The 21,776-nt window shown below is 39.7% G+C and carries 19 protein-coding genes; 12 read left to right on the top strand and 7 right to left on the bottom strand.

The annotated features are described in order from the left end of the window. The first annotated feature begins 19 nt into the window (after positions 1 to 19). The 3 genes from ACT3CD_RS04575 to ACT3CD_RS04585 all read left to right on the top strand — a co-directional run bounded on the left by ACT3CD_RS04575 (position 20) and on the right by ACT3CD_RS04585 (position 2,581). Positions 20 to 799: a radical SAM protein gene (locus tag ACT3CD_RS04575; protein WP_444643355.1), complete on the top strand. Its 780-nt coding sequence runs from the start codon at positions 20 to 22 to the stop codon at positions 797 to 799. A 15-nt stretch (positions 800 to 814) separates the two neighbouring features. Further along, positions 815 to 1,876, top strand: a complete 1,062-nt coding sequence (locus tag ACT3CD_RS04580; protein WP_444643356.1) for a glycosyltransferase — start codon at positions 815 to 817, stop codon at positions 1,874 to 1,876. A 249-nt stretch (positions 1,877 to 2,125) separates the two neighbouring features. Continuing rightward, on the top strand, positions 2,126 to 2,581 hold the full coding sequence (locus ACT3CD_RS04585) for a hypothetical protein (protein WP_444643358.1): 456 nt from the start codon (positions 2,126 to 2,128) through the stop codon (positions 2,579 to 2,581). Here the strand turns inward: ACT3CD_RS04585 and ACT3CD_RS04590 are convergent. The 3 genes from ACT3CD_RS04590 to ACT3CD_RS04600 are packed head-to-tail and all read right to left on the bottom strand — an operon-like array spanning position 2,557 to position 6,069. Beyond that, the gene (locus ACT3CD_RS04590; RefSeq protein WP_444643360.1) at positions 2,557 to 3,333 is read right to left on the bottom strand and encodes a CHAD domain-containing protein; all 777 of its coding nucleotides are present in this window, start codon (positions 3,331 to 3,333) and stop codon (positions 2,557 to 2,559) included. The two genes, ACT3CD_RS04585 and ACT3CD_RS04590, sit on opposite strands and share 25 nt — an antisense overlap. Positions 3,334 to 3,379: 46 nt before the next feature. Continuing rightward, positions 3,380 to 4,204: a DUF3108 domain-containing protein gene (locus ACT3CD_RS04595; protein WP_444643362.1), complete on the bottom strand. Its 825-nt coding sequence runs from the start codon at positions 4,202 to 4,204 to the stop codon at positions 3,380 to 3,382. Positions 4,205 to 4,236: 32 nt separating this feature from the next. Next, entirely contained in the window at positions 4,237 to 6,069 is a 1,833-nt protein-coding gene (locus ACT3CD_RS04600; protein ID WP_444643364.1) for an Ig-like domain-containing protein, read from the bottom strand. Between the two features lie 212 nt (positions 6,070 to 6,281). Here ACT3CD_RS04600 and ACT3CD_RS04605 point away from each other — a divergent pair, with 212 nt between their 5' ends. Further along, positions 6,282 to 7,163, top strand: a complete 882-nt coding sequence (locus ACT3CD_RS04605; protein ID WP_444643366.1) for a hypothetical protein — start codon at positions 6,282 to 6,284, stop codon at positions 7,161 to 7,163. 111 nt (positions 7,164 to 7,274) lie between these two features. Here the strand turns inward: ACT3CD_RS04605 and metA are convergent, their stop codons facing one another. From metA to rnr, 3 genes are all read right to left on the bottom strand, one after another. Next, entirely contained in the window at positions 7,275 to 8,195 is a 921-nt protein-coding gene (metA, locus tag ACT3CD_RS04610; protein WP_444643367.1) for a homoserine O-acetyltransferase MetA, read from the bottom strand. A gap of 107 nt (positions 8,196 to 8,302) precedes the next feature. Beyond that, the gene (locus ACT3CD_RS04615; protein WP_444643369.1) at positions 8,303 to 8,914 is read right to left on the bottom strand and encodes a TetR/AcrR family transcriptional regulator; all 612 of its coding nucleotides are present in this window, start codon (positions 8,912 to 8,914) and stop codon (positions 8,303 to 8,305) included. Between the two features lie 222 nt (positions 8,915 to 9,136). After that, positions 9,137 to 11,308, bottom strand: coding sequence for a ribonuclease R (gene rnr / locus ACT3CD_RS04620; RefSeq protein WP_444643371.1), 2,172 nt, complete (start codon positions 11,306 to 11,308; stop codon positions 9,137 to 9,139). A 525-nt stretch (positions 11,309 to 11,833) separates the two neighbouring features. Here rnr and cysS point away from each other — a divergent pair. From cysS to ACT3CD_RS04635, 3 genes are read left to right on the top strand one after another with little or no spacing between them, the layout of a single operon-like run. Further along, positions 11,834 to 13,303: a cysteine--tRNA ligase gene (gene cysS / locus ACT3CD_RS04625; protein WP_444643373.1), complete on the top strand. Its 1,470-nt coding sequence runs from the start codon at positions 11,834 to 11,836 to the stop codon at positions 13,301 to 13,303. 19 nt (positions 13,304 to 13,322) lie between these two features. Further along, the gene (locus ACT3CD_RS04630; protein ID WP_444643375.1) at positions 13,323 to 14,318 is read left to right on the top strand and encodes a M28 family peptidase; all 996 of its coding nucleotides are present in this window, start codon (positions 13,323 to 13,325) and stop codon (positions 14,316 to 14,318) included. Between the two features lie 29 nt (positions 14,319 to 14,347). Further along, positions 14,348 to 14,959 (top strand): ribonuclease HII, encoded by a 612-nt coding sequence (locus ACT3CD_RS04635; protein WP_444643377.1) that lies wholly within the window; start codon positions 14,348 to 14,350, stop codon positions 14,957 to 14,959. Between the two features lie 7 nt (positions 14,960 to 14,966). Here the strand turns inward: ACT3CD_RS04635 and ACT3CD_RS04640 are convergent, their stop codons facing one another. After that, on the bottom strand, positions 14,967 to 16,214 hold the full coding sequence (locus tag ACT3CD_RS04640; protein WP_444643379.1) for an NAD(P)/FAD-dependent oxidoreductase: 1,248 nt from the start codon (positions 16,212 to 16,214) through the stop codon (positions 14,967 to 14,969). A gap of 1,266 nt (positions 16,215 to 17,480) precedes the next feature. Between ACT3CD_RS04640 and ACT3CD_RS04645 the strand changes: the two genes are divergently transcribed. The 5 genes from ACT3CD_RS04645 to ACT3CD_RS04665 all read left to right on the top strand — a co-directional run bounded on the left by ACT3CD_RS04645 (position 17,481) and on the right by ACT3CD_RS04665 (position 21,557). After that, positions 17,481 to 17,765 carry a TRL-like family protein gene (locus ACT3CD_RS04645; protein WP_444643381.1) on the top strand — a complete coding sequence of 95 codons (285 nt, stop codon included), beginning with the start codon at positions 17,481 to 17,483 and terminating at the stop codon, positions 17,763 to 17,765. A gap of 59 nt (positions 17,766 to 17,824) precedes the next feature. Next, positions 17,825 to 18,319: a hypothetical protein gene (locus tag ACT3CD_RS04650; RefSeq protein WP_444643383.1), complete on the top strand. Its 495-nt coding sequence runs from the start codon at positions 17,825 to 17,827 to the stop codon at positions 18,317 to 18,319. 241 nt (positions 18,320 to 18,560) lie between these two features. Beyond that, positions 18,561 to 19,091, top strand: coding sequence for a hypothetical protein (locus ACT3CD_RS04655; RefSeq protein ID WP_444643385.1), 531 nt, complete (start codon positions 18,561 to 18,563; stop codon positions 19,089 to 19,091). A gap of 448 nt (positions 19,092 to 19,539) precedes the next feature. Continuing rightward, positions 19,540 to 20,406: a mechanosensitive ion channel family protein gene (locus tag ACT3CD_RS04660; RefSeq protein WP_444643387.1), complete on the top strand. Its 867-nt coding sequence runs from the start codon at positions 19,540 to 19,542 to the stop codon at positions 20,404 to 20,406. A 458-nt stretch (positions 20,407 to 20,864) separates the two neighbouring features. Beyond that, complete coding sequence (locus ACT3CD_RS04665; protein ID WP_444643389.1) at positions 20,865 to 21,557, top strand: NYN domain-containing protein; 693 nt, start codon at positions 20,865 to 20,867, stop codon at positions 21,555 to 21,557. Positions 21,558 to 21,776 lie beyond the last annotated feature (219 nt).

The raw sequence follows: 21,776 nt of genomic DNA on the forward strand, positions 1-21,776 counted from the left end.
TACCTTTACCAAAAAATTCATGTCAACATTTCTTTTTAACGAAATCATATTTGGGCCTGTAAAAAGCCGCAGACTGGGCGTTTCACTGGGCATCAACCTGTTACCGACATATCGAAAACTATGTTCTTTTGACTGCATATACTGCGAATGTGGATTTAACCCTGACAAAACAGCACCTAAAGCAGAACTACCGACCCGAATTCAAGTCAAAGAAGCGCTTCAACAAATGTTGACTAAAATGGGGGCAGATCAAAACCTCCCCGACGTCATTACTTTTGCAGGAAACGGGGAACCAACACTTCATCCGGAATTTGCCGGCATTATTGACGACACCATAGAATTACGCAATCAACTATGTCCGAACGCTCGCGTCGCCGTATTATCTAACGCCACAAGAATAGGCTCTCAAAAGGTCTTTAATGCTCTTTTAAAAGTAGATGATAACATTCAAAAACTAGACTCAGGTCTAGCATCAACCATTCAGCTACTAGACCAACCGGTTGGACATTTCAGCCTTAATAAAACAGTAGAACAGTTAAAACAATTTAATGGACACGTAATCATCCAGACCTTATTTGTTAAAGGCTCCTACAAGGGGCAAAATATTGACAACACCCAGCCGGAAGAATTAACAGCCTGGTTGCAACTTATTAATAAAATAGCGCCGCGTGAAGTCATGGTATATACCATAGCCAGGGATACTCCGGTTGATACACTTGAAAAAATTTCAGAAAAAGAATTGAACATTATCGCTGATAAAATAAGGGAATTGGGCATTGCGGTACAAGTATCTGCCTGACAACATCCTCAACAGATGAACGAAACTAAAACAGCATTGGTTTGCCCGCTAAACTGGGGCCTGGGACACGCTACCCGCTGTGTACCAATTGTTCATGAACTTCAGCAAAAAGGGTTTAAAATTGTGATTGCGGGGGAAATACCGGTAACCTCGTTCTTTCAGATAACTTTTCCGGGGATAACAACAGCATTCTTCCCCGGTCCCAAAATTCGTTATCAAAAAACCGGACCTTTATGGATTAAGATGTTGTTTCAGCTGCCACATTTGATTGGATGGCCCAGGAAAGAGCGCCGGATAATACGCCAACTGGCAAAAAAGCACAAGCCACACTGCATCGTATCCGACAACCGATATGGGGCCAGAGTGAAAGGTATACGCAGCATTATCATCACGCATCAATTAATGATCAAGCTCCCGTGGTTACTATCGTTTATGGAATACCCAGTGCATTGCATCATTCGTTCGCTCATCCAGCCTTTCGACGAATGCATCATTCCTGATCATGATAAAGGCATAAACTTAAGCGGCGAATTAAGCCACCGTTATCCACTGCCAACCAACGCTTCGTTCAGGGGGCCACTATCCCGCTTCATGGTATGCGAACAGGCAACAGACATTGCCACCTTCCCCGATGTGCTCGTCATATTGTCAGGACCCGAACCGCAACGAACAGTGCTCCGAAACAAGCTCGTCAAAGTGCTCAAACGAACCCGGCTTAACGTATGGATTATGACCGGGAGACCTGACATCCCAGACCAACACATCACCTCTGGCAACTTAACGTATATTTCTCACTTAACTGATTCAGCACTAAAAACGATATTACTCAAGACGCCGGTTATTATCAGCCGTTCCGGTTATTCAACCATTATGGATTTAACCTATCTAAATCGCACAGCCATTTTAATTCCAACTCCCGGACAACCGGAACAGGTTTATCTGTCAAAACATTTAAAAAACAAGTTTTATATTCTGGAACAGTCAGAAATTAAAAATCAACTGATGGCCGTAATAAAAAACTTATCGGAGCGGAGCCACCTTCATCCGGAGAATCTGCTTTCAACCAGTAATCCTTAATTTAGCTCAATTCGTCAACAATAACAAGGCACTTGTCAAATCACTATGGCATACACATTTATTGTCCATTACTTTTATTGAAACAAAAAAGGTTTCGCATCTTTTCAATATAACGTGGCTAAAGATTTATCAAAAAAATGAACCTTTAATCAAAAAAATGTAACCTTTAACATTTTAATTCATAAAACGAACGATACAATCAGGAACAATAAACAGACTTAATCCTGATGGCTTTAAAGATTCCCCACGATGAATATGCTGATAATAATAGGTTTAATTTTACTATGTGCAACATTACTTTTTCTGACAGGACAAAGTATGCTTCAGTATTTTGTCACTCATAGAGCCATGGCTCATCTTGAAAAAATATATTTTAAAGACGGGCCAAAAGAAAAACAACGACTTCTGGATCAAATAGATGAGATAACAGATCACCGCTATACCAACTTTGAATTAACCGACTACTTTCTTAAGATAAAAGGCTTACAGAATTTCAGTAAAGATGGATGCAATAATTTTTGGGTACGTCAGTTTCTGAATCAACCAACATTAATAAAGCTGGACTATTACGAACAAATGAAATTTTATAAAGCCTTTAAGAGTCATCCTAAGTTGCCGAAGCAACCATCAAAAATCGCAGAGAAAGAAACCGCCACAACTCATAAAGAAACAACCCCTCTTCAGACAACCTCCTGTGTGGATTGATAAATTAATTTTTCGCGGCTTTGTTTTAATTCGCATAACTGCTTCCTAAAAGATGGAGATGACGAGCAGTCGTTTGTCAACAAGTACCTGTCATACGTTTTGGTAAGAACAACAATATCATGCCAAAATCCCAACTCCTGTTCCAGTATGCGATTTTCACTCAGCTTGACGTCATCCATCACCTCAGCCAATAACAATTTAGACAACAAATAATTACGTTTAAAAAAAGAACGCGCCGCGTGCCACTCTTCACCCGGACTGTTATCTGAAATGAGGCTTAATGCTTTGACCTTATTATCGAACAGATGTCTTTCAAGCAACTCTTTTGAAAACGTAGAAGCGGCCATCAACAATGACACCTCATTTTTAACATCCTCCGCTTTGGGAAGATCAATATCAGAAGTAAGTGCCTCAAATTCATTCTGCCGCCGAAGGAGTTGTCCCTCCAGATAGTTATAAAAACCATCGGGAACCTCATCAAAATGAGCACTCAACAAATCTTTAACAACATTAATATTTCTAATTTTTCCGGATAATTTATAGTATGGCTTCAATTGAAAAATCATCGTATTAGGCCAAAGAGCATCCCTTTTAAGCTCAAAAACAAAAACCATCAACCCTACAAAATTTTTCACATCCACCCGAAACCGATGAATCGCTTCAGGATCGCTCGATTGTGCCGCTGTTAGCAAGCCAGAGTACAAAGCAGAATAACATTCATTCGTTTTATCAATAAAATATTGTGTTGTCATACCCCAGCCATCATTTCACTGTTACAGATTTAATCGTCACAACTAATTATTTCACCTTGGCCGACAGCGGAAATTTCAGTCCTTCGTAACCGGACATAACCGCCTTAACAGCCCCAATCAAAATTTTTGCTTCAACAATAACAGGCACCCGGTTTTGGTCATTAGTCACCCAAACCGTCATATCTTCTCCGGCTTGAAAAATAGTTCCATCGACCAGCAATGGCTTAAACTTAAGGCAACTAAATTTCTGACCTTCCCGGTCCTCAACAACTTCTTCGCCCAGATAACGAATATAAAGCGAATAAATTTCACCATCGACCAATAAAGAAATAGGGATTCTATCGCCCGGCTTATATTTTAAAAAATCAATATTGCGAGCATGGTAAATCATCGATAACACATCAAAAGTGCAGTCGGGCCATTTCAGCTCCTTGCTTTCCTCCGGCGCCCCCTCCTTTGAGATACTTGCAGCAATCGTCTTCTTGTCCCAATTAAACAAATAATGATGTCTGGAAAAATAGGAGCCTTCGTTGGTAATACGTTTAAATTCGTATGGCATAAGCGTCGTTGGCGACAAAAACACCTCAAAAGTATCGCGCACCGAAAACAAGCGGTCGTATCCATGCTGAGTAACCCCGATACTTGTGAGTCGATAAGCCGCGAGCCCCTGCCATCTGTCAGCCGCCACTTCAAAAGAAACTAATCCAGCATCCAACCAGATAAAAGCCCAATTGTAGAAGGCGTGATAATAAATTTTTTCACCAGGCTGAAAGACCACGTCCTTATCCTTACTACACTGCCCATAGGTCAGGGACATCGATAATATCATTATCAATAAACCTGCGAGCAGCTTAAAACTGTGGTGTTTCACCTCTGTTACTGTTAAAAAGTTATACGATCAAATCATTTCCGGCTTTTATCCGGGGTTGAATCTTTTAATCTGAAACGCTCCGCAAAGTCATAAATATCGAATGTGTCAGCACGCCAGGGAATCATGCGTTCCCAGTTGGCCCGGATATTTATTAACTCCGGAAAATAGAACACCTTTTCAGGCTGAATCCCTTTTCCAAAATCACCAGTAGTCCATTTCCCGTTGCCATCGACATCTTCAACAATCCGCAACAAATAGTCGCCGGGCCGCAAAAAACGAAATCCGATTTTCCCGTTAGCCGGCACGGCGCTTTTTCTGATTATTTGTTCTTGTTTATTTAAGACTTCAAGCAGCCAATTTGTTTTAGGATGATCAATGCCGACGTAGAAAATCCCGTAGTTATCTTCGGTTTTAACTGAAAACGTCTGTTTTATCGCATCTGTCGTAAGACCATAAATATCGGTAAAAGCTGCGGAATCAGCTTCAAACAGATAGGACAGCCCTGGTTCTCTGTCAAAATCAACCACAAAACGACGGATACGAATTGAGTCCTGCTTTAATCGAAAATCCTGTTTAACCGGTATGGTATCTTCCATTCGGTAAAAATGAAGTGCTGTATCTTCGATGCGCTCAATCGGGGTTGGAAAAACAAGAGCCAATTGTTCTAATATTTCCAGCGACGATTTCAAACCTCCGGGTTTCAGTGTCGGGATCACTGCAATTTCTTCTTTCTTCTTCTTTTTCCGGTTATCCGAAGGTCCTAAATCAAAGAAATAGGCGTTAATAGTATCTAATTTTAAAACATCCTGCTTCAAAGAATCAAGTATATGGTATTGCACCGCCAAAAAAAGAGAATCACTTTGAATCAATGCCGTATCTTTAATCCAAAGGGTAACACTGTCGTGGTTAAGAGATTGCTCATACACCATCCAATCAGTGATATCCCGATTCAAAACCTTCACCTTCAACCGCTCTTGCAAACCCTTATTAAATAAAAAATCAACTCTGTTTCGTTCTGTCCTCTTTTGTTCTTTAAGATATTGTTCAACGTTGTTTTCCTGAAACATAAATAGTTTCATACTATCAGGTAAGAAAGCCATTTCTTCGACCATTACAGTAGAATCGGCAGAGATAGAATCGATCCGCATCCGGGTACCAATGTATGGTTCGACCAATTCCGGATACCACGCAATACGTTCGCCTGGCTGGTCAAATTTGTAATTACGGTTAGCATCTTCCAACCCATAGACGCGATATTTTCCAGGTGCCAGATTCTTTATAGAAAAATGACCTCTGGTATCCGTTTTAGTCACCCTGAGAGGCACCATCGTTCTAAAGGCCGAATCAGCCTGATTTGAATAAACCATAACCAAGGCACTCGCCACAGGAGCCAACGTCTCGGCGTCAAACAAAAAACCTGACATCTCAAGGCTATCAATTATCTCACCGGTGGAAAATGAAACTCTAAAATTTTCCAACACATTTCCTTCATTATTATCGCTGAGTGCATCGGCAAAATCAAGCGTGTAAGTCGTATTAGGTTGCAGATCTTCCTTAAACTTAACCACCAAACGCCGCGCATTGGTTGTAACCGTTGGTTGCTCATTAACAGGCGGCGAAACCATCAATTTCTGAAGGACATCAGTCACCTTTATGAGTTCATTAAACTCTACAATAATTTCATCTCCTCTAAAATTCAGCGCATTTTGCTCGGGAATAGATTTCACAACAACTGGTGGTTCTTCATCTTTTGCACCACCTGAAGGATATCCGGTACTGGCACAACCTCCCGTAAGAGCTACCAAAAATACGACTACAAAAAACACAATAAAGGAGACTATCTTCCAGCTTTTCAACCTACTCATAAAATGCAGTATTATATCGTTGTGCACAAAAATAACTTAATTAAGCCAATAAAACCGAAAATTGAATGAGTAAAGAAACAACTTCCGATAAAGATAAAAACTGAAATGCTTCTTCAAAAAACCGTTTCTCTTTTATTTTGCCCATCAAATAGTTTGATTTGCCTCAATAAAAAATTATACTTTTGTGCAACATGAAATTTAAAGTTGAAACAATGGAAATCAAAAAGCCCACAAACAGATCACTTCAAATACTATTAATCGTTTCAGGCGTGGTATTGCTTGGCGTGTCCTTGCTCTTTATTTTTCAAACCAAAGAAATGAATGAAATTGTTGATTCCCTGACAGAAGAAAAGACCATTCTGACCGAGGAATACCAGAATTTAATGACCAATTACGATTCACTTCACAGTGACAATGATACCCTAAACGAGATGCTGACGATGGAACGCGAACGTGTGGCGCATCTGGTGGAAGAACTCAAAACCGTGAAAGCGACCAACATGGGCAAAATTCGCGAATATCAAAAAGAATTGACGACTCTTCGAGGCGTATTACGCACATATATTGTACAGATAGATTCACTCAACCAAATAAATCAGGCTTTAACACTGGAAAATCAGGAACAACGCCGGCGTTATTCCCGCATCCAATCGTCGTATCAAAAGCTGGAAGAGAAAAAAGATGAGCTGGAAAAAAAAGTTACAATTGCCAGTCAACTGGAAACAGCCAATCATAAAGCCGAAGGTTTGTTATCAAATGGTCGGACAACAGAACGTAGTTCAAGAGCTGTTCAACTGAAAATTTGTTTTACCTTATTAAAAAACCTGACGGCTCCTGTTGGTATGAAAACCGTTTTTCTGCGTATCGAACGCCCCGACGGACAACTTCTCATGCACTCACGCGATGATCTGTTTACCTACGACGACGCCGAAATCAACTATTCAGCCAAACGCACCATCGAATATGGGGGAGAAAATACCGATGTCTGCATTTTTTACGACGTCGATGCCGGCGAACTAACCAGTGGTGAATACAAAGCAGATCTTTTTACCGATGGATTTCAGGTGGGACAAATGACTTTTAAGCTCAAATAGTGTTCGTATATAAAGTATTATAAAGTGCGGCCACTACATTACGCCCGCTCTCAAAATGAAACGATTTAGCAAGCTGTTTTATATATCAGAATGCTAAAAACAGATGGCATATCAACCATCAATCTCACCCAAAGTGTAAGGTGTTGATTGATAAACGTAATAATTAAGCCAGTTGGAATACAACAAATGAGCATGCCCTCGCCAGGTCACTAATGGATTGGCTTTCGGGTCATTATCCGGATAATAATGTTCGGGAACAGCAATCTCCAATCCTTTGTTTATGTCACGCCAATACTCCTCACCCAACGTATTTGGATCATACTCAGGATGCCCGGTCACAAACACCTGTCTGCGGTCTTCCGACATAATCAGATAAGCACCCGCCTCTGGCGAACGACTCAGCAACAGCAATCCGGGATGTTTTATGACCTCATCTTCGCGAACTTCAGTATAACGTGAATGAGGTGCAAAAAAACTATCGTCAAAGCCTCTAAGCAGAGGTTCCTTAGGCAACAAGACATCATGGCGAAACACCCCGAACATTTTTTTGGGAAGCTCATACTTCTTCAGCCCAAAATGGTAATACAAACCAGCCTGAGCGCCCCAACAAATATGCAATGTTGAAGTAACATGTTTTTTACTCCACTCCATAATACTGCATAATTCCTCCCAATAATTGACTTCGGTAAAATCAATTAATTCAATTGGCGCTCCGGTAATAATCATTCCATCGAAATAAAGCGATTCAACCTCTTCAAAAGTATGATAAAAAGTCAGCAAATGCTCTTGTGGAGTGTTACGATGCAAATGCGAGTTGGTCATCATCAGCTCGATTTCAACCTGCAGGGGCGAATTTGACAAGACACGCAAAAGCTGAGTCTCTGCCACAATTTTAAGAGGCATCAAATTCAAAATTAAAATTTTCAGCGGTCTGATATCTTGTGTTACAGCGCGGCTTTCGCCCATCACAAATACATTCTCTGCTTCGAGCAATGCTTTGGCAGGAAGCGCATCATTTATATTAACCGGCATAATGAATTAATTTAAAAATCTCACAAAGATAAACGACATAAAAAAAAAGCGGGTAGAAAAATGGCTAAAAATCCATTTTCTACCCGGCACAGACCCTTAGTACCGGCTTATCGCTTCATGACGCCGTAAAAAAGAATCGATAAAATATTATCAATTTCCTCTTGAAACATGCCAGGTGTTTCAAACCCTCTAAAAATCGGGATTTCTAATCCACGCAACGCCGTCCCGATGCCTATAGCGGCAATTCTGGTGTTTTTCACTGAAAACAGATCATGTATCACTCCCTCATCTAAAATAGACTTAAGAAGATCCGCTTCTATAGCCTCCGCTTTTTCGTTAACACCGCCCAAAAACTCATAGCCACCATAAATGCCTTCTTTCAATACACGTTGAAAATTTTTGAGTTCTGCCATCGACTCCATACGGGTCAAAACATAATTCTTCAACTTAACAGATGGGTCGCGATCGGAATGCACCACCTCCTTCAGTCGCGAAAAATATAAATCAGACTCCAGCTCAATTACAGCCTGAAAAATGTCTTCCTTATTTTTAAAATAGTAATAAAGCGAACTTTTGCCTTTACGCATGGTAGCGGCTATATCCTCCATGGTCGTTTTTTTATATCCAAAGCGAGCAAAAAGCTCTCTGGAAGACTCCAGTATTGTGTTGCGCGTAGCGTCCTGGGAGGGTGTTAAAGATGTAGTTTCCAGTGTCATCATTTTTTATTTTAGTCTGAATTAAAACAAATTTACAATATTTTCAGATCTTAATCCACTATTACATAGTGTCATCAATAAAATACCATTTTTTCGTCTCATTCGATTTCAAAATGGTCATTTACAACCAGCAAACTCACTTTCTTCAAACTTCGCAAGCCTCAAAAATAAAGCTTTCCTATCTGCCACCGGAGTTTTAGGGCAAGTACAATATAAAAAATTTCATTACCGCATCCATGCGTCATCGTCTTTAGCCAGGACAAAATCGAGCTGACGTTTTTCGAGATTAGCGCGGGCCACCTGTATTTTCACCTGATCGCCCAATTGAAATTTACGGCGGCTACGACGACCTATCAGACAATAATTCTCCTCATCAAACTGGTAAAAATCATCGTCAAGATCACGCATAGGAACCAAACCTTCACATTTATTCTCCACTATTTCGATAAATAAGCCCCATTCGCTAACCCCCGAAATGACCCCTTCAAATACTTCACCTTCTTTATCTTTCAAAAACTCGACCTGCTTGTATTTAATGGAAGCTCTTTCGGCATCGGCTGACCGCTGCTCCATCTCAGAACAGTGCTCGCACATCTTTTCATACTGCTCGGCCGAGACCGAACGTCCACCATCAATATAACGCTGCAGCAAACGGTGAACCATCATATCAGGATAGCGACGAATGGGTGAAGTAAAATGAGAATAATACTTAAAAGCCAAACCGTAGTGACCAATGTTATGGGTTGAATAAATCGCTTTAGCCATGGTTCGCACAGCCAATGTTTCAATAATATTTTGTTCCTTTTTACCCTGAACGGCATCGAGCAATCGGTTTAACGACTGGCTAATGCTCTCTTTGCCCTGTGGCGTAGCTTCCAGACCAAATTTCCGAACAAACTTACTGAAGGTCTCAAACTTATCGGGATCGGGAACATCATGAATACGGTACACAAAGGTTTTGGGCTTCTGACGCAAAAATCCGGAACTGAGCTCACTTTTTCCAATCAGCTCGGCCACCCGCTTATTGGCCAACAACATAAACTCTTCGATAAGCTTATTGGCATCCTTCGATTCTTTAAAGAAAACACCTAATGGTTTGCCCTGTTCATCAATATTAAATTTAACCTCCACGCGATCGAAACTCACGGCACCTTGTTTAAAACGAGCCGCCCGTAATTGCTTAGCCAAACGATCCAGCGTCAAAATTTCATCGGACAAATCGCCTTCTCCTGTTTCAATCACGGTCTGTGCTTCTTCGTATGAAAACCTTCGATCGGAATTAATAATGGTACGCCCCACCCATGATTTTTTCACCTCAGCGGCATCGTTCATTTCCACAACTACCGAAAAACAAAGCTTATCCTCGTTGGGACGCAAGGAACACAAATAATTACTCAACCGTTCGGGCAGCATGGGCACCACTCGATCGACCAGATATACAGAAGTGGCACGCTCATACCCTTCATTATCAATCAACGTATCAGGTTGTACGTAATGCGTAACATCGGCAATATGAATACCAACTTCCCACAAACCGTTTGCGAGCTTTTTAACGGATAACGCGTCATCAAAATCCTTGGCATCGGCCGGGTCAATCGTAAAAGTAGCCACTTTACGAAAATCACGTCGCTTGGCAATCTCTTCTTTCGGAATAGCCTCAGATATTTTCTCAGCCGCCGCCACCACTTCACTGGGATATGAATATGGCAGATTAAACTCAGCCAAAATGGCGTGCATCTCGGCATTGTTATTTCCTGTATCGCCTAAAATATCAACGACCTCACCAACCGGGTTTTTTGATTTCTCAGGCCATTCTACAATTTTAGCCACCACTTTCTGTCCATTGGCAGCGCCTTTCAATTTATCTTTGGGAATAAAAATATCCTTATTAATGACTTTGTTATCACATACCAAAAAAGCAAAGTTGGGACTTACGTCGAGTACGCCAACAAATAATTCCCGTTTACGCTTAATAACTTCCACAACCTCACCTTCCATCTGGTGACGCTTACGGCGTGCAAACTGTAATATCTTAACCCGATCGCCATGCAAGGCCGTTTTAAGGTTTGACTGAGTCACGAAGATGTCCTCGCCTCCGTCGTCGGGTACAATATAAGCAGCACCAGAAGCAGTCATATCAACAGTTCCAGTAATTTGAGAACCTCTCGACAGCAACTTGAAACGTCCCGTCGACACCTGACTTAAAAAACCACTCTCTGACAATTCAAACAATAACACTTCGACCAGTTGACGGGCACTTTTCTTAGTAGCCCCAATCAATGATGCGATTTGCTTATAATTATATGTTTTTTGAGGATTGTTAAAAAACACTTCCTGCACCATTGCTTTCATTTCCGAACGCCCCGGGCGCTTTTTCTTCTCTTTCTTCTGTTCCATAAATTGATATTTTCGTTGGGGTTTAAGACTATTGATAACCCCAACCAAATATAAGGAATTATAATTTCATGCGATGAACGAACCGGTCAATAATTTGAATATGTGAAACCAAACGGATATTACACTGTAGAAATAGACCCCGCCAAATAAACACTCAAACCGCCGTTTTTGTTTACCTCTCATTATAGAACCAATACCTTTATCAATAAAAAAAAATATATAGAATCTTCAATCATCAAAATCAAAAATAACCAAACAAAAAGAAATGTACAACCAATTTGACGACTCCATTCCACCTGTACTATTTTAAATACTTTGCGTTTCCAATATTAACATAAAGAGTCAGGTGCTCGAAGAAATGGCCAAACTCAAGGCTTGCGTAGCTCTAAAAATAAAAATTCATCGCCATAAACACCCTTGTTTAGGCCAGGCAAAATGCAGAAGCCAGACTTCACAGACAGACACTCAATAGAGTCGTGTTTGAATATCTTTTTTGTAACTTAGCGCGTTCAAAATCAAAATAAGATGGAACAATCACTTAAAATATTCAATACCCTTTCACATCAGAAAGAAGTTTTTGAACCCATCGCGGCCCCACATGTAGGTCTTTACGTTTGTGGTCCAACGGTTTACGGGGATCCTCATTTGGGGCACGCACGGCCGGCTATCACATTCGATTTGCTGTTCCGTTATCTCTCTCATTTGGGATATAAAGTGCGTTATGTGCGTAATATTACCGACGTAGGACATCTCGAAAACGATGGCGACGAAGGTGAAGACAAAATAGCTAAAAAAGCCCGTTTGGATAAACTGGAACCCATGGAAGTGGTGCAATACTATACCGAGCGCTACCATCATTTCATGGGGATGCTAAACGTAAAAAGCCCATCCATTGAACCCCGTGCTTCAGGCCACATTATTGAGCAATTGGCTGTTATTGATGCGATTGTAAAAAAAGGCTATGGTTACGAAAGTAATGGGTCCGTCTATTTTAATGTGGAACGTTATAACAAAAAACACAAATATGGCATCCTCTCGGGGCGGGTTCTGGAAGACCTTTACAGCACCACCCGAAATCTCGACGGTCAATCGGAAAAAAAGAACAGTTTTGACTTTGCCCTGTGGAAAAAAGCCAGTCCTTCGCACATCATGCGCTGGCCATCAAAATACAGTGACGGTTACCCCGGATGGCACATGGAATGCACAGCCATGAGTGCCAAATATCTGGGCGAACAATTCGACATTCACGGCGGCGGCATGGATTTAATGTTTCCACACCACGAATGCGAAATAGCACAAAGCACCATTGCTAACGGACAAGGCCCCTGCCGCTATTGGATGCACAATAACATGATTACCATCAACGGCCAAAAGATGGGCAAATCATTGGGGAATTTCATTACGTTAGAAGAATTTTTCACGGGCAACCACAAGACGTTACAGCAGGCCTATTCACCCATGACCATTCGTTTTTTCATTCTGCAAGCACACTATCGTAGCACAGTCGACTTTTCAAATGAAGCCTTACAGGCAGCTGAAAAAGGGTTGCAACGGCTGATGGAAGGGATGTCACAACTCGAAAAGCTAAAAGCCGGTAACTCTTCGGATTTTAACGTCTCCGAATTCCAACAAAAATGTTACGATGCACTAAACGACGACCTGAATAGTCCGATCCTAATAGCCCACTTATTTGAAGGCGTAAAAACGATTAACTCGATTGCTGCCGGTAAAATGAGTTTAACCAGCGATGATCTTGCCGAATTTTCATCATTGATGCATCTGTTTGTTGAAGAAATATTGGGTCTGACCGACGAAAAAAAAGCAAACAACAACCCGGAGACCCTAGACGGTTTGATGCAATTAATTCTGGACATCCGCCAACAGGCAAAAAACAACAAAGACTGGGGCACATCCGATAAAATACGTGATGAGCTGAGTCATCTTGGAATTATTGTAAAAGATGGGAAAGAAGGTGCGACCTGGGAAATAAAATAATAACCCAACAACTGAAATCATGATAAGTATCACCGTAAAAACATCGCTGCTATTTCTAACCACACTTATAACTTCTTGTGGGCAGCCATCGCAGAAAGCCCAGACTGCTAAAACGATCAGGCCAAAACTTACCACACCAGCCTTTAACGCCGATTCAGCCTATCAATACATCGAATCGCAGGTCAATTTTGGGCCACGCGTTCCAAACACGCCTGAACATCTGGCATGTGCTGATTATCTTGCGGAAAAGCTGACCCAGTTTGGTGCAGATGTAATTGTGCAGAAAGGAGAGGTCACTGCGTTTGACGGCACTCGTCTGAATATCCGGAATATCATTGGTCAGTTTAACCCCGAAAAAAACGACCGGGTACTCCTGTTTGCCCATTGGGACACAAGGCCATTTGCCGATCACGACCCGGATCCGGCAAAACGAAACAGCCCTATTTTGGGTGCCAACGATGGCGCCAGCGGTGTTGGCGTACTTATGGAAATAGCGCGACATCTGGGACAACACCCGACCTATCCGGGTGTTGACATCATCTTTTTTGATGCAGAAGACTATGGCACGCCCGACCACATTCAAACAGATTACAAACCAGACACCTGGTGCCTGGGAAGTCAGTTTTGGGGTAAAAACCCACATAAAAAAAATTACTATGCCCGTTTCGGCATCCTGCTGGATATGGTAGGAGCGCCCAACGCTCAATTTTATCGTGAACGTAACAGTTTGGAATATGCCCCTAAAATGGTAGACTACATATGGAATATTGCAGGAGAGCTGGGCTATTCAGCGTGGTTTAACTTTGAAGAAGGCGGTATGATTACCGATGACCACGTTTATGTGTATAAACATCTGAGTATTCCGGCAGTTGATATTATTCAACACGACCCAACATCATACTCCAGCTTTGGTTCTTACTGGCACACCCACGATGACACCATGAAAAATGTGGACAAAGAAACGCTAAAAGCCGTTGGACAAACGGTGATGGAAGTGATATACCGGGAAGATTAAAATTCAGATATTTTTTTCGGACATTAACCATGAAACACAATACACTCCTTCCATTCTATTCAGAACAAGAAACAGAAGCTGGTTGTGATGAAGCCGGACGAGGCTGTCTGGCCGGTCCGGTAGTTGCCGCCGCGGTCATTTTACCCAAAGACTTCTCGCATCCATTTTTAAACGATTCCAAACAGTTATCACCAAAACAGCGCAATCAGCTTCGCCCCGTTATTGAAGAGGCTGCAATAGCCTGGGCCGTAGCCATGGTCAATAATGAAGAGATTGATCAAATTAATATACTCAACGCATCTATAACAGCCATGCATCGTGCCATCGACCAATTAAAAATAAAGCCAACCTCATTGCTCATTGATGGCAACCGTTTTCACAAATACAAAGACCTGCCGCATCATTGCATGATAAAAGGCGATGGGCGCTTCTTGTCAATAGCTGCTGCCAGCGTTCTGGCAAAGACGGTTCGCGACGAATACATGACAGAAATGGCGCAGACCTATCCGCGCTACAACTGGGAACAAAACAAAGGCTATCCCACAAAAAAACACCGCCTGGCCATCGCCCGATACGGCATCACCCCACTGCATCGAAAAACATTCAGGTTGCTTGATGAACAATTAGCCCTCAATTTATAATAATACGTTACTCCTTCTCTCCTTTCAATATCAAACGTAACGAACTGTTTTGAGTCATGTAATTACCGGCCCAATTGATAAATATGATTAGTTTATTACGAACACGAAGAATCAGCATAAGATGTAAAAACATCCAGAAGAACCAGGCAAAATAGCCTTTAAAACGAATGCCCGGCAAATCGACAACCGCTTTATTCCGACCAACCGTTGCCATGGAACCCAAATCCTTATATTCATATTTCTTCAGTGTAGCCCCGTTTTCAATCCGATCGATGTTAGCGGCCAGATTCCGTCCCTGATTAATGGCAACATTTGCCACCTGCGGGTGCCCATTCGGATATTTCGGCGTCTCCATATAAGCGATATCTCCAATGGCAAAAATGCCGTCAGATCCGACGACTTCATTATACCGATTCACCTTTATACGATTTCCTTTTGCAACCACATCGTTTGCCAGTCCGGGCAATAGATTTCCGGTTACCCCGGCAGCCCAGATCACCTGCTTACTCATTATCTGACTGCCATCGCTCAGAGTTAACATCTCACCATCGTACGATTTAACAAGCAGATCAAGCCGCACGTCGACTCCCATATTGCGCAAATATTTCTCTGACGCCGCACGAGCCTTAGCGCTCATACTGTTTAATGTATGATGACTGCCTTCAATAAGATAAATTTTTAAATGAGAAAAGTCGATACGGGGATAGTCACCCGGTAAAATATCGCGTTTAATTTCGACGAAAGCACCTGCCAGCTCAACGCCTGTTGGTCCGCCTCCTACAATTACAATATTAAGCAAAGACGCTCGCTCTTTCTCGTCTACATATAATAATTTCTCGAAACTTTCGAGAATGCTGTTACGAATTCTTATGGCCTGATGCGTCGTCTTCAAAGTGAAAACATTTTTCTCAATCTCCCGATTTCCAAAAAAATTGGTCTTACACCCGGTCGCAATCACCAAATAGTCGTAAGAAAAATCACCAATAGAAGTACGTAACAAATGTTGTTGGCTCACAACTTCCAAAACCTCTGCCAGCCGGATATGTATGTCAGTTCGTTTATTAAATATCCGACGTAAAGGAAACGAAATACTCGATGGTTCAATCTGTGAAGTCGCCACCTGGTAAAACAAAGGTTGAAACTGATGGTGATTTAACTTATCAATCAACAACACGTCGTATTGGTTTTTCTTAAGATTCAATAAAAACTGAAGACCTGCAAAACCTCCACCTACAACAATAATTTTCTTTTTCATACCTGCCCCTATTAAAAAAACAATTACGATACAGTTAATGTCACGCGCAAAACCTATATAATGTCTATGGAACGCAGAATTTGAACATTCCCGATCAATAATCTTGCGTTCCTTAACATTCCTTATTGATGCTCATGCATTCCTTAACGGTGCCCATGCGTTCCTTAACAATGCTCATGCGTTCCTTAACGATGCTCTTGCGTTCCTTAACGATGCTCGGGTATTCCTTCGACTTTCGATGCAATTCCTTACCAATATCTGGTCATTTTCTTAATCCGTTTAATTCTAATAAGGTTTCTTCTTATTCTGATTCATTAGTCACATAACGGATTTATCGTTTCAATTCTTCATATTATCCGATTATCTGCTATTAATAAATATTGTCTAAAACCGAAATTATCAACAATATTCTTTAAGCAGATGAGGATTTATCAATCTGAGTCTAAAAATGTTTAATATTCCAGAAGTCAACCATCCTTGTCAAGCCTGGTCGTTTCGGCCATTACCGAAAACATCAAAATATAAACACGTTAAAGACATGCCTCAATCATTTAACTAGAGTCTGTCTATAAAGTCAACTACTTCGTTACGCTTGTCATAAAAACAGTCATTTACGAAAAGGAAACGCCTTGATTTTTAAGACTGTGCAAGCCTTGAATTTGAACTTTATAGTCAAACTCCCGAATTTATGGACAGATACTAACTAAACAAATAGAACAAGAAATAGATGCACAAAAAAATGTGAAAAATGTAAAACAAACACCGAACAATTCAATCCGGTAAAAAGCCTAATTAAAAAACAAGTATTAACCAGATGAAGGCATAATTGTAATAAAATAGTCCAAATTAGCTTTTACATTTAAGCTATTAGCCAATTCATAAACAATCAATCGGCATCATCCGCCCAATATTTAAAAATTGAAATCAAACTTGATTTCAGACATAAAACAGCTACCCATATATTTCAAATCCCTTTATAAAAAAAGCTCATTTATAAACAATCTAATTAAAGAGAGGCGAAAATCATTAAATATTACAACTCAGGCAATTAATCAAAAAAGAAAAAAAACAAAGACATAATACAGAAACAAAAACTTTCATTAACCAACAATTTCAGCCCCCTTTGTCAAATAATAAAACTTAAAAATTTAATATTTTAACAACAACACTTATCTTTGGCTTCACATAATCCGATTACTATCTAATAGGAATTGGGGAGTAAGCCGAAAATCCATAAGAGTAGGTCTAAACTTAATGATTAAAAACATGTTAAAAAAAGTAACTAAAGCATTTGCTTTGTTTGCAGCTGTAGCAATGTTAACCAGCTGTTCATTAACCTTACCAGTAAACGCAACTTCTAACCCTGTTGGCTCAAAAGTAGGTACAGCCACAGCTACTGGTTATTTAGGTGTATTATTCTTTGATGCCGACGCCAGCATCCAAACTGCTGCTAAAAATGCAGGTATCAGCAAAATTTCAACTGTTGATCTTAAACAAACCAGCCTTCTTGGCATCATCGTAACTTACGAAACGACTGTTACCGGAGAATAACTTAATATTACCTATGTGGACTGTCACGTCAGTTCACATAGGTTTTACATGCTTTTATTATGCTAAAGAAAATTACGGTTCTACTTATTGGTCTGCTTTTAGTTAATGTAACTGGCTGCCAACAGGAAAAAAGCAATTCTATTATTTTAACAAACAACGCTTATTTTCACCCAGTTGAAGAAAACCTCATCTATCCCATCGAAGAAAACACATTAAATACTTTTAAAACACTTTTCCCGAATCCCGATAATACCATAATCTTATATAAACACTTTAACAACGAGGATTATAATTTATTCATCGCACTTCCATATAAAACCTCGTTTAGTCAGCTAACAAACTTCAAAACGCATCATGCCGGGTCAAAAGCTATCATTTCGGATGAGTCGACCTATTACCGGAAAAGTAAAAATGACAGCATATTCATGGCAGAAGCACTTATCAAGATAAATGAAGAAAAGTTTGTTTACTTTAGTGCTTACGCTCAAAATGAAGAAAAACTAGATACTCTGTTTACGCCCAGTCAATTAAGAAAAAAAATCACAAAGCAATAGAGTTTGCAGAAAAAAAATCACCTTCTGCGTTATGCTTCTCTTCAAAATGGTCGCTGACCACAATAATCTCATACTTAACCGGATTTCGCAAGCCTACAATTTGAACATTTTTCACCAAATGTCTGAATTTCCCAGGTAATTATAAATAAGGATTAAGTTGTCGCAAAGTGACGCATGCCACTGCACAAAAATGATTATTTTTGACGCCGTGAATGTGGCAATAGAAATAAATGATAAACAGATGAGAAAAAATATTTTTTTATTGATAAGCGTATTCTGTCTGCTTATCACATCATGTCAAAATTTGTATTCGACTTCGAAACGACAATCAAAATTCTATAAAACCTTTTTCGCAGGAGATGAAGGTATTCGTTACTTTATAAAACCCATTACGTTACAAAACAAAAAAGAAAGCATCGATATTGATATTACATTTACGTCGAACACCGTTCTCAAAGACTCCGCAACAATCAACTACTCATTACAGACAAACCAATTAATAAATAAGCTGCAAAAAATTTTCATCTCGAATGGTACAGACACGCTTTACATTTGTAACAACCACCTTTTGTTTTTAGATCGAAACAAACACAACTTCACTTCAAGATTCTCTGGCAGAATGCCGGCTGAGGATTTAAAAAAGCTATTCGCGAACAACAAATGGACTGCAACTATTATTTCCGAAAATCAAATAAAACATTTCGATTCAAAAAAAAGAGCCGGTAAAACCATCGACTTCCTTAACAATTACATATTTATTTTACTACAATAGGGCTCGTCCGCGTTGAGCCGCCTTTATAGTGAATATACCTCCATTAAAAAAAATCAATACCAACTATTTTGAGTTTCATTTTCAAACCATTCTCCTGGTGGACTTTCAAAATCGCATGACTGAGAGAAAGACTAATAATCAAACAATTGTAATTCAACAAAGAAACTAAAACCGTGTTTCAAAAAGGGTTCAAGTTCTGATTATGCCTGAGCTCAAAACAACCATATATCATTGTATGTCCTTACTAATAGGACTTCGAAAGCCTTGAATTTAAACATTCCATATCAAACACCTGAGTTTCCTTATTAATTACCAAATGCGTTCTCACTATCATTCCCTAAAAAAACTTATAACAACGAAATATTAAATTATATACTAAAGCTAACGCACAAAATTAAAGGGAATTACTAAATTTAAAAAATTATCGTTACCGAGGAAAAATTACGATATGGAAACATTCATAAATTTTTTAGAATTTGAGCTCTTTAGCGTTGGCAAATACGAGATACGTGTTTATACACTCGTTTCAATTTTAATAATATTACTGATCACCAGGTTAATAGTCTGGCTAATTAAAAAAGCTCTTTTCCGGAAAGGTAAATTTGACAACTTTGACAAAGGAAATGCTTATGCGTTATTTAAAATTATTGAATATGTAATATGGGTCATTGCCATGGGATTTGTGTTAGAAACCATCGGCATTAAAGTAACAGTATTAATAGCCGGCTCGGCAGCTCTGCTTGTTGGCGTAGGATTGGGCTTACAACAAACATTTAACGACGTAATTTCAGGCATCATTTTACTTTCAGAAAAATCCATTAAAATAGATGACGTCTTAGAAATAGATGACGACATTGTGAAAATTCAAAGTATCGGATTGCGAACATCCAAAGGTTTAAATACGGACGATATATCCATAATAATTCCAAACTCATTAATTACAACAAATAAGGTAATAAACTGGAGTCATCAGACAAAAAAGACCCGCTTTAGAATTGATATTGGGGTTGCTTATGGCAGCGATGTCGATTTAGTAATCCAAATACTGGAAGAAAGTGCGTTTGAACACCCCGATATATCGGACAGGGAGTTAACGGAAGCCCGTTTGGTAAATTTTGGTAATTCGTCGCTAGATTTTCAGGTTTTATTTTTTAGCAAAAACATATTCAGAATCAATAAAGTAAAAAGTGATATCCGTCGAATCATTAACAGGAAATTTAACGAAAACAACATCGTCATACCGTTCCCGCAAATGGACTTACACTTAAAATCAAATCAGACTGACTCTTTAAGCAAATACAAGAACAACAGATAATACGAACCGACCATCAGGAGCCTGTTTGACGCAACCGTTTTTGTAGAACAAATAAAGGAATAATTTCAAACTTTATTAAAGCAGAAGAAGTCAGAGATGAAACACCTCTTTTGAGCCTCATGCCGCTATCGTAGCTGCCATGAAACGTTTGCGCAAACCCTGAACATGACCTTTTCATCTCAAAATAACGACTTTCAGAACAGAAGCCAGATAGGATCCTGCTGGCATGCAAAAACCATTTTCTAAAACAAAACTTATTCAGTTTTTACCCGAATTTTTATATCTTGTTCAGTCGTTAATACAAGACGAAAAAAAGGAAATATTAAATCGGTTTTTAACCTACAAAGGAAATTGTAACAGCTGAAACACCTAACAAAAAAAGTATGCGACAAAAAGATGATTTAAAACTGGCCGTGTTAATTGATGCAGATAATATCCCGTACTCAAACATAAAAGGGATGTTGGATGAAATTGCAAAACTTGGAATCCCAACAATAAAAAGAATTTATGGAGACTGGACAAAACCGACTGTTTCGGGTTGGAAGCCAGCCCTGTTGAAACACGCAATAACACCTATTCAACAATACAGTTATACCACAGGCAAAAATGCAACAGATTCAGCAATGATTATTGATGCAATGGATATATTGCATAGCCAAAAAGTAGACGGCTTCTGCCTGGTGTCAAGCGACAGCGATTTCACAAGATTAGCAATACGATTAAGAGAATCAGGGATGCTTGTGGTTGGAATAGGAGAAAAAAAGACCCCAAATCCTTTTATTGTTGCCTGCGACAAATTTATTTATATCGAAATTATTGGACTCACTCAATCAAAACCAACAGAAACAATCGCAACCAACAATCAAGCCAGCCAACCGAATATTACTGTGCAAACACCAGATCCGGTCAATGAAGAGCTGATAAAATTATTAAAAGGCACCATCGACGATTTGGCCGACGATAATGGCTGGGCGTTTCTTGCGGAAGTTGGCGGTCTTCTGATGAAAAAGAAACCTGATTTTGATTCCCGTAATTATGGTTTCCCAAAGCTAACCCCCCTGATAAAATCACTAAACACACACTTTGATATTGATGAAAAAGAAGTTGAAAACACGCATATAAAACATATCTACGTCAAGAACCGAGAATAAAATACAACAATTTTAACAACCGTGTTATCCGGACAACGTACCCGCTCCATTAAAACCAGACATTTAATTTAATTCCTGTTCATATCGTGGCAAGTTTAATACATCTCATATTAAAGGGTTACTCAGATCGAAAAAATGTGATTTACTTTTGCAAATGATTATTTTGAGAACAATCAAAACGCATAAATTGGACTTAAAAGTCAAGCTATATTAACTTTA

It is taken from the genome of Geofilum sp. OHC36d9, from assembly GCF_052400685.1.
Lineage (GTDB): Bacteria > Bacteroidota > Bacteroidia > Bacteroidales > Marinilabiliaceae > CAZHHH01.

Coding starts and splice junctions, on each gene's coding strand:
- ACT3CD_RS04575 (WP_444643355.1), top strand. CDS start 20: ATGTCAACATTTCTTTTTAACGAAATCATATTTGGGCCTGTAAAAAGC.
- ACT3CD_RS04580 (WP_444643356.1), top strand. CDS start 815: ATGAACGAAACTAAAACAGCATTGGTTTGCCCGCTAAACTGGGGCCTG.
- ACT3CD_RS04585 (WP_444643358.1), top strand. CDS start 2,126: ATGAATATGCTGATAATAATAGGTTTAATTTTACTATGTGCAACATTA.
- ACT3CD_RS04590 (WP_444643360.1), bottom strand. CDS start 3,333: ATGACAACACAATATTTTATTGATAAAACGAATGAATGTTATTCTGCT.
- ACT3CD_RS04600 (WP_444643364.1), bottom strand. CDS start 6,069: ATGAGTAGGTTGAAAAGCTGGAAGATAGTCTCCTTTATTGTGTTTTTT.
- ACT3CD_RS04605 (WP_444643366.1), top strand. CDS start 6,282: ATGGAAATCAAAAAGCCCACAAACAGATCACTTCAAATACTATTAATC.
- metA (WP_444643367.1), bottom strand. CDS start 8,195: ATGCCGGTTAATATAAATGATGCGCTTCCTGCCAAAGCATTGCTCGAA.
- ACT3CD_RS04615 (WP_444643369.1), bottom strand. CDS start 8,914: ATGATGACACTGGAAACTACATCTTTAACACCCTCCCAGGACGCTACG.
- rnr (WP_444643371.1), bottom strand. CDS start 11,308: ATGGAACAGAAGAAAGAGAAGAAAAAGCGCCCGGGGCGTTCGGAAATG.
- cysS (WP_444643373.1), top strand. CDS start 11,834: ATGGAACAATCACTTAAAATATTCAATACCCTTTCACATCAGAAAGAA.
- ACT3CD_RS04630 (WP_444643375.1), top strand. CDS start 13,323: ATGATAAGTATCACCGTAAAAACATCGCTGCTATTTCTAACCACACTT.
- ACT3CD_RS04635 (WP_444643377.1), top strand. CDS start 14,348: ATGAAACACAATACACTCCTTCCATTCTATTCAGAACAAGAAACAGAA.
- ACT3CD_RS04640 (WP_444643379.1), bottom strand. CDS start 16,214: ATGAAAAAGAAAATTATTGTTGTAGGTGGAGGTTTTGCAGGTCTTCAG.
- ACT3CD_RS04645 (WP_444643381.1), top strand. CDS start 17,481: ATGTTAAAAAAAGTAACTAAAGCATTTGCTTTGTTTGCAGCTGTAGCA.
- ACT3CD_RS04650 (WP_444643383.1), top strand. CDS start 17,825: ATGCTAAAGAAAATTACGGTTCTACTTATTGGTCTGCTTTTAGTTAAT.
- ACT3CD_RS04655 (WP_444643385.1), top strand. CDS start 18,561: ATGAGAAAAAATATTTTTTTATTGATAAGCGTATTCTGTCTGCTTATC.
- ACT3CD_RS04660 (WP_444643387.1), top strand. CDS start 19,540: ATGGAAACATTCATAAATTTTTTAGAATTTGAGCTCTTTAGCGTTGGC.
- ACT3CD_RS04665 (WP_444643389.1), top strand. CDS start 20,865: ATGTTGGATGAAATTGCAAAACTTGGAATCCCAACAATAAAAAGAATT.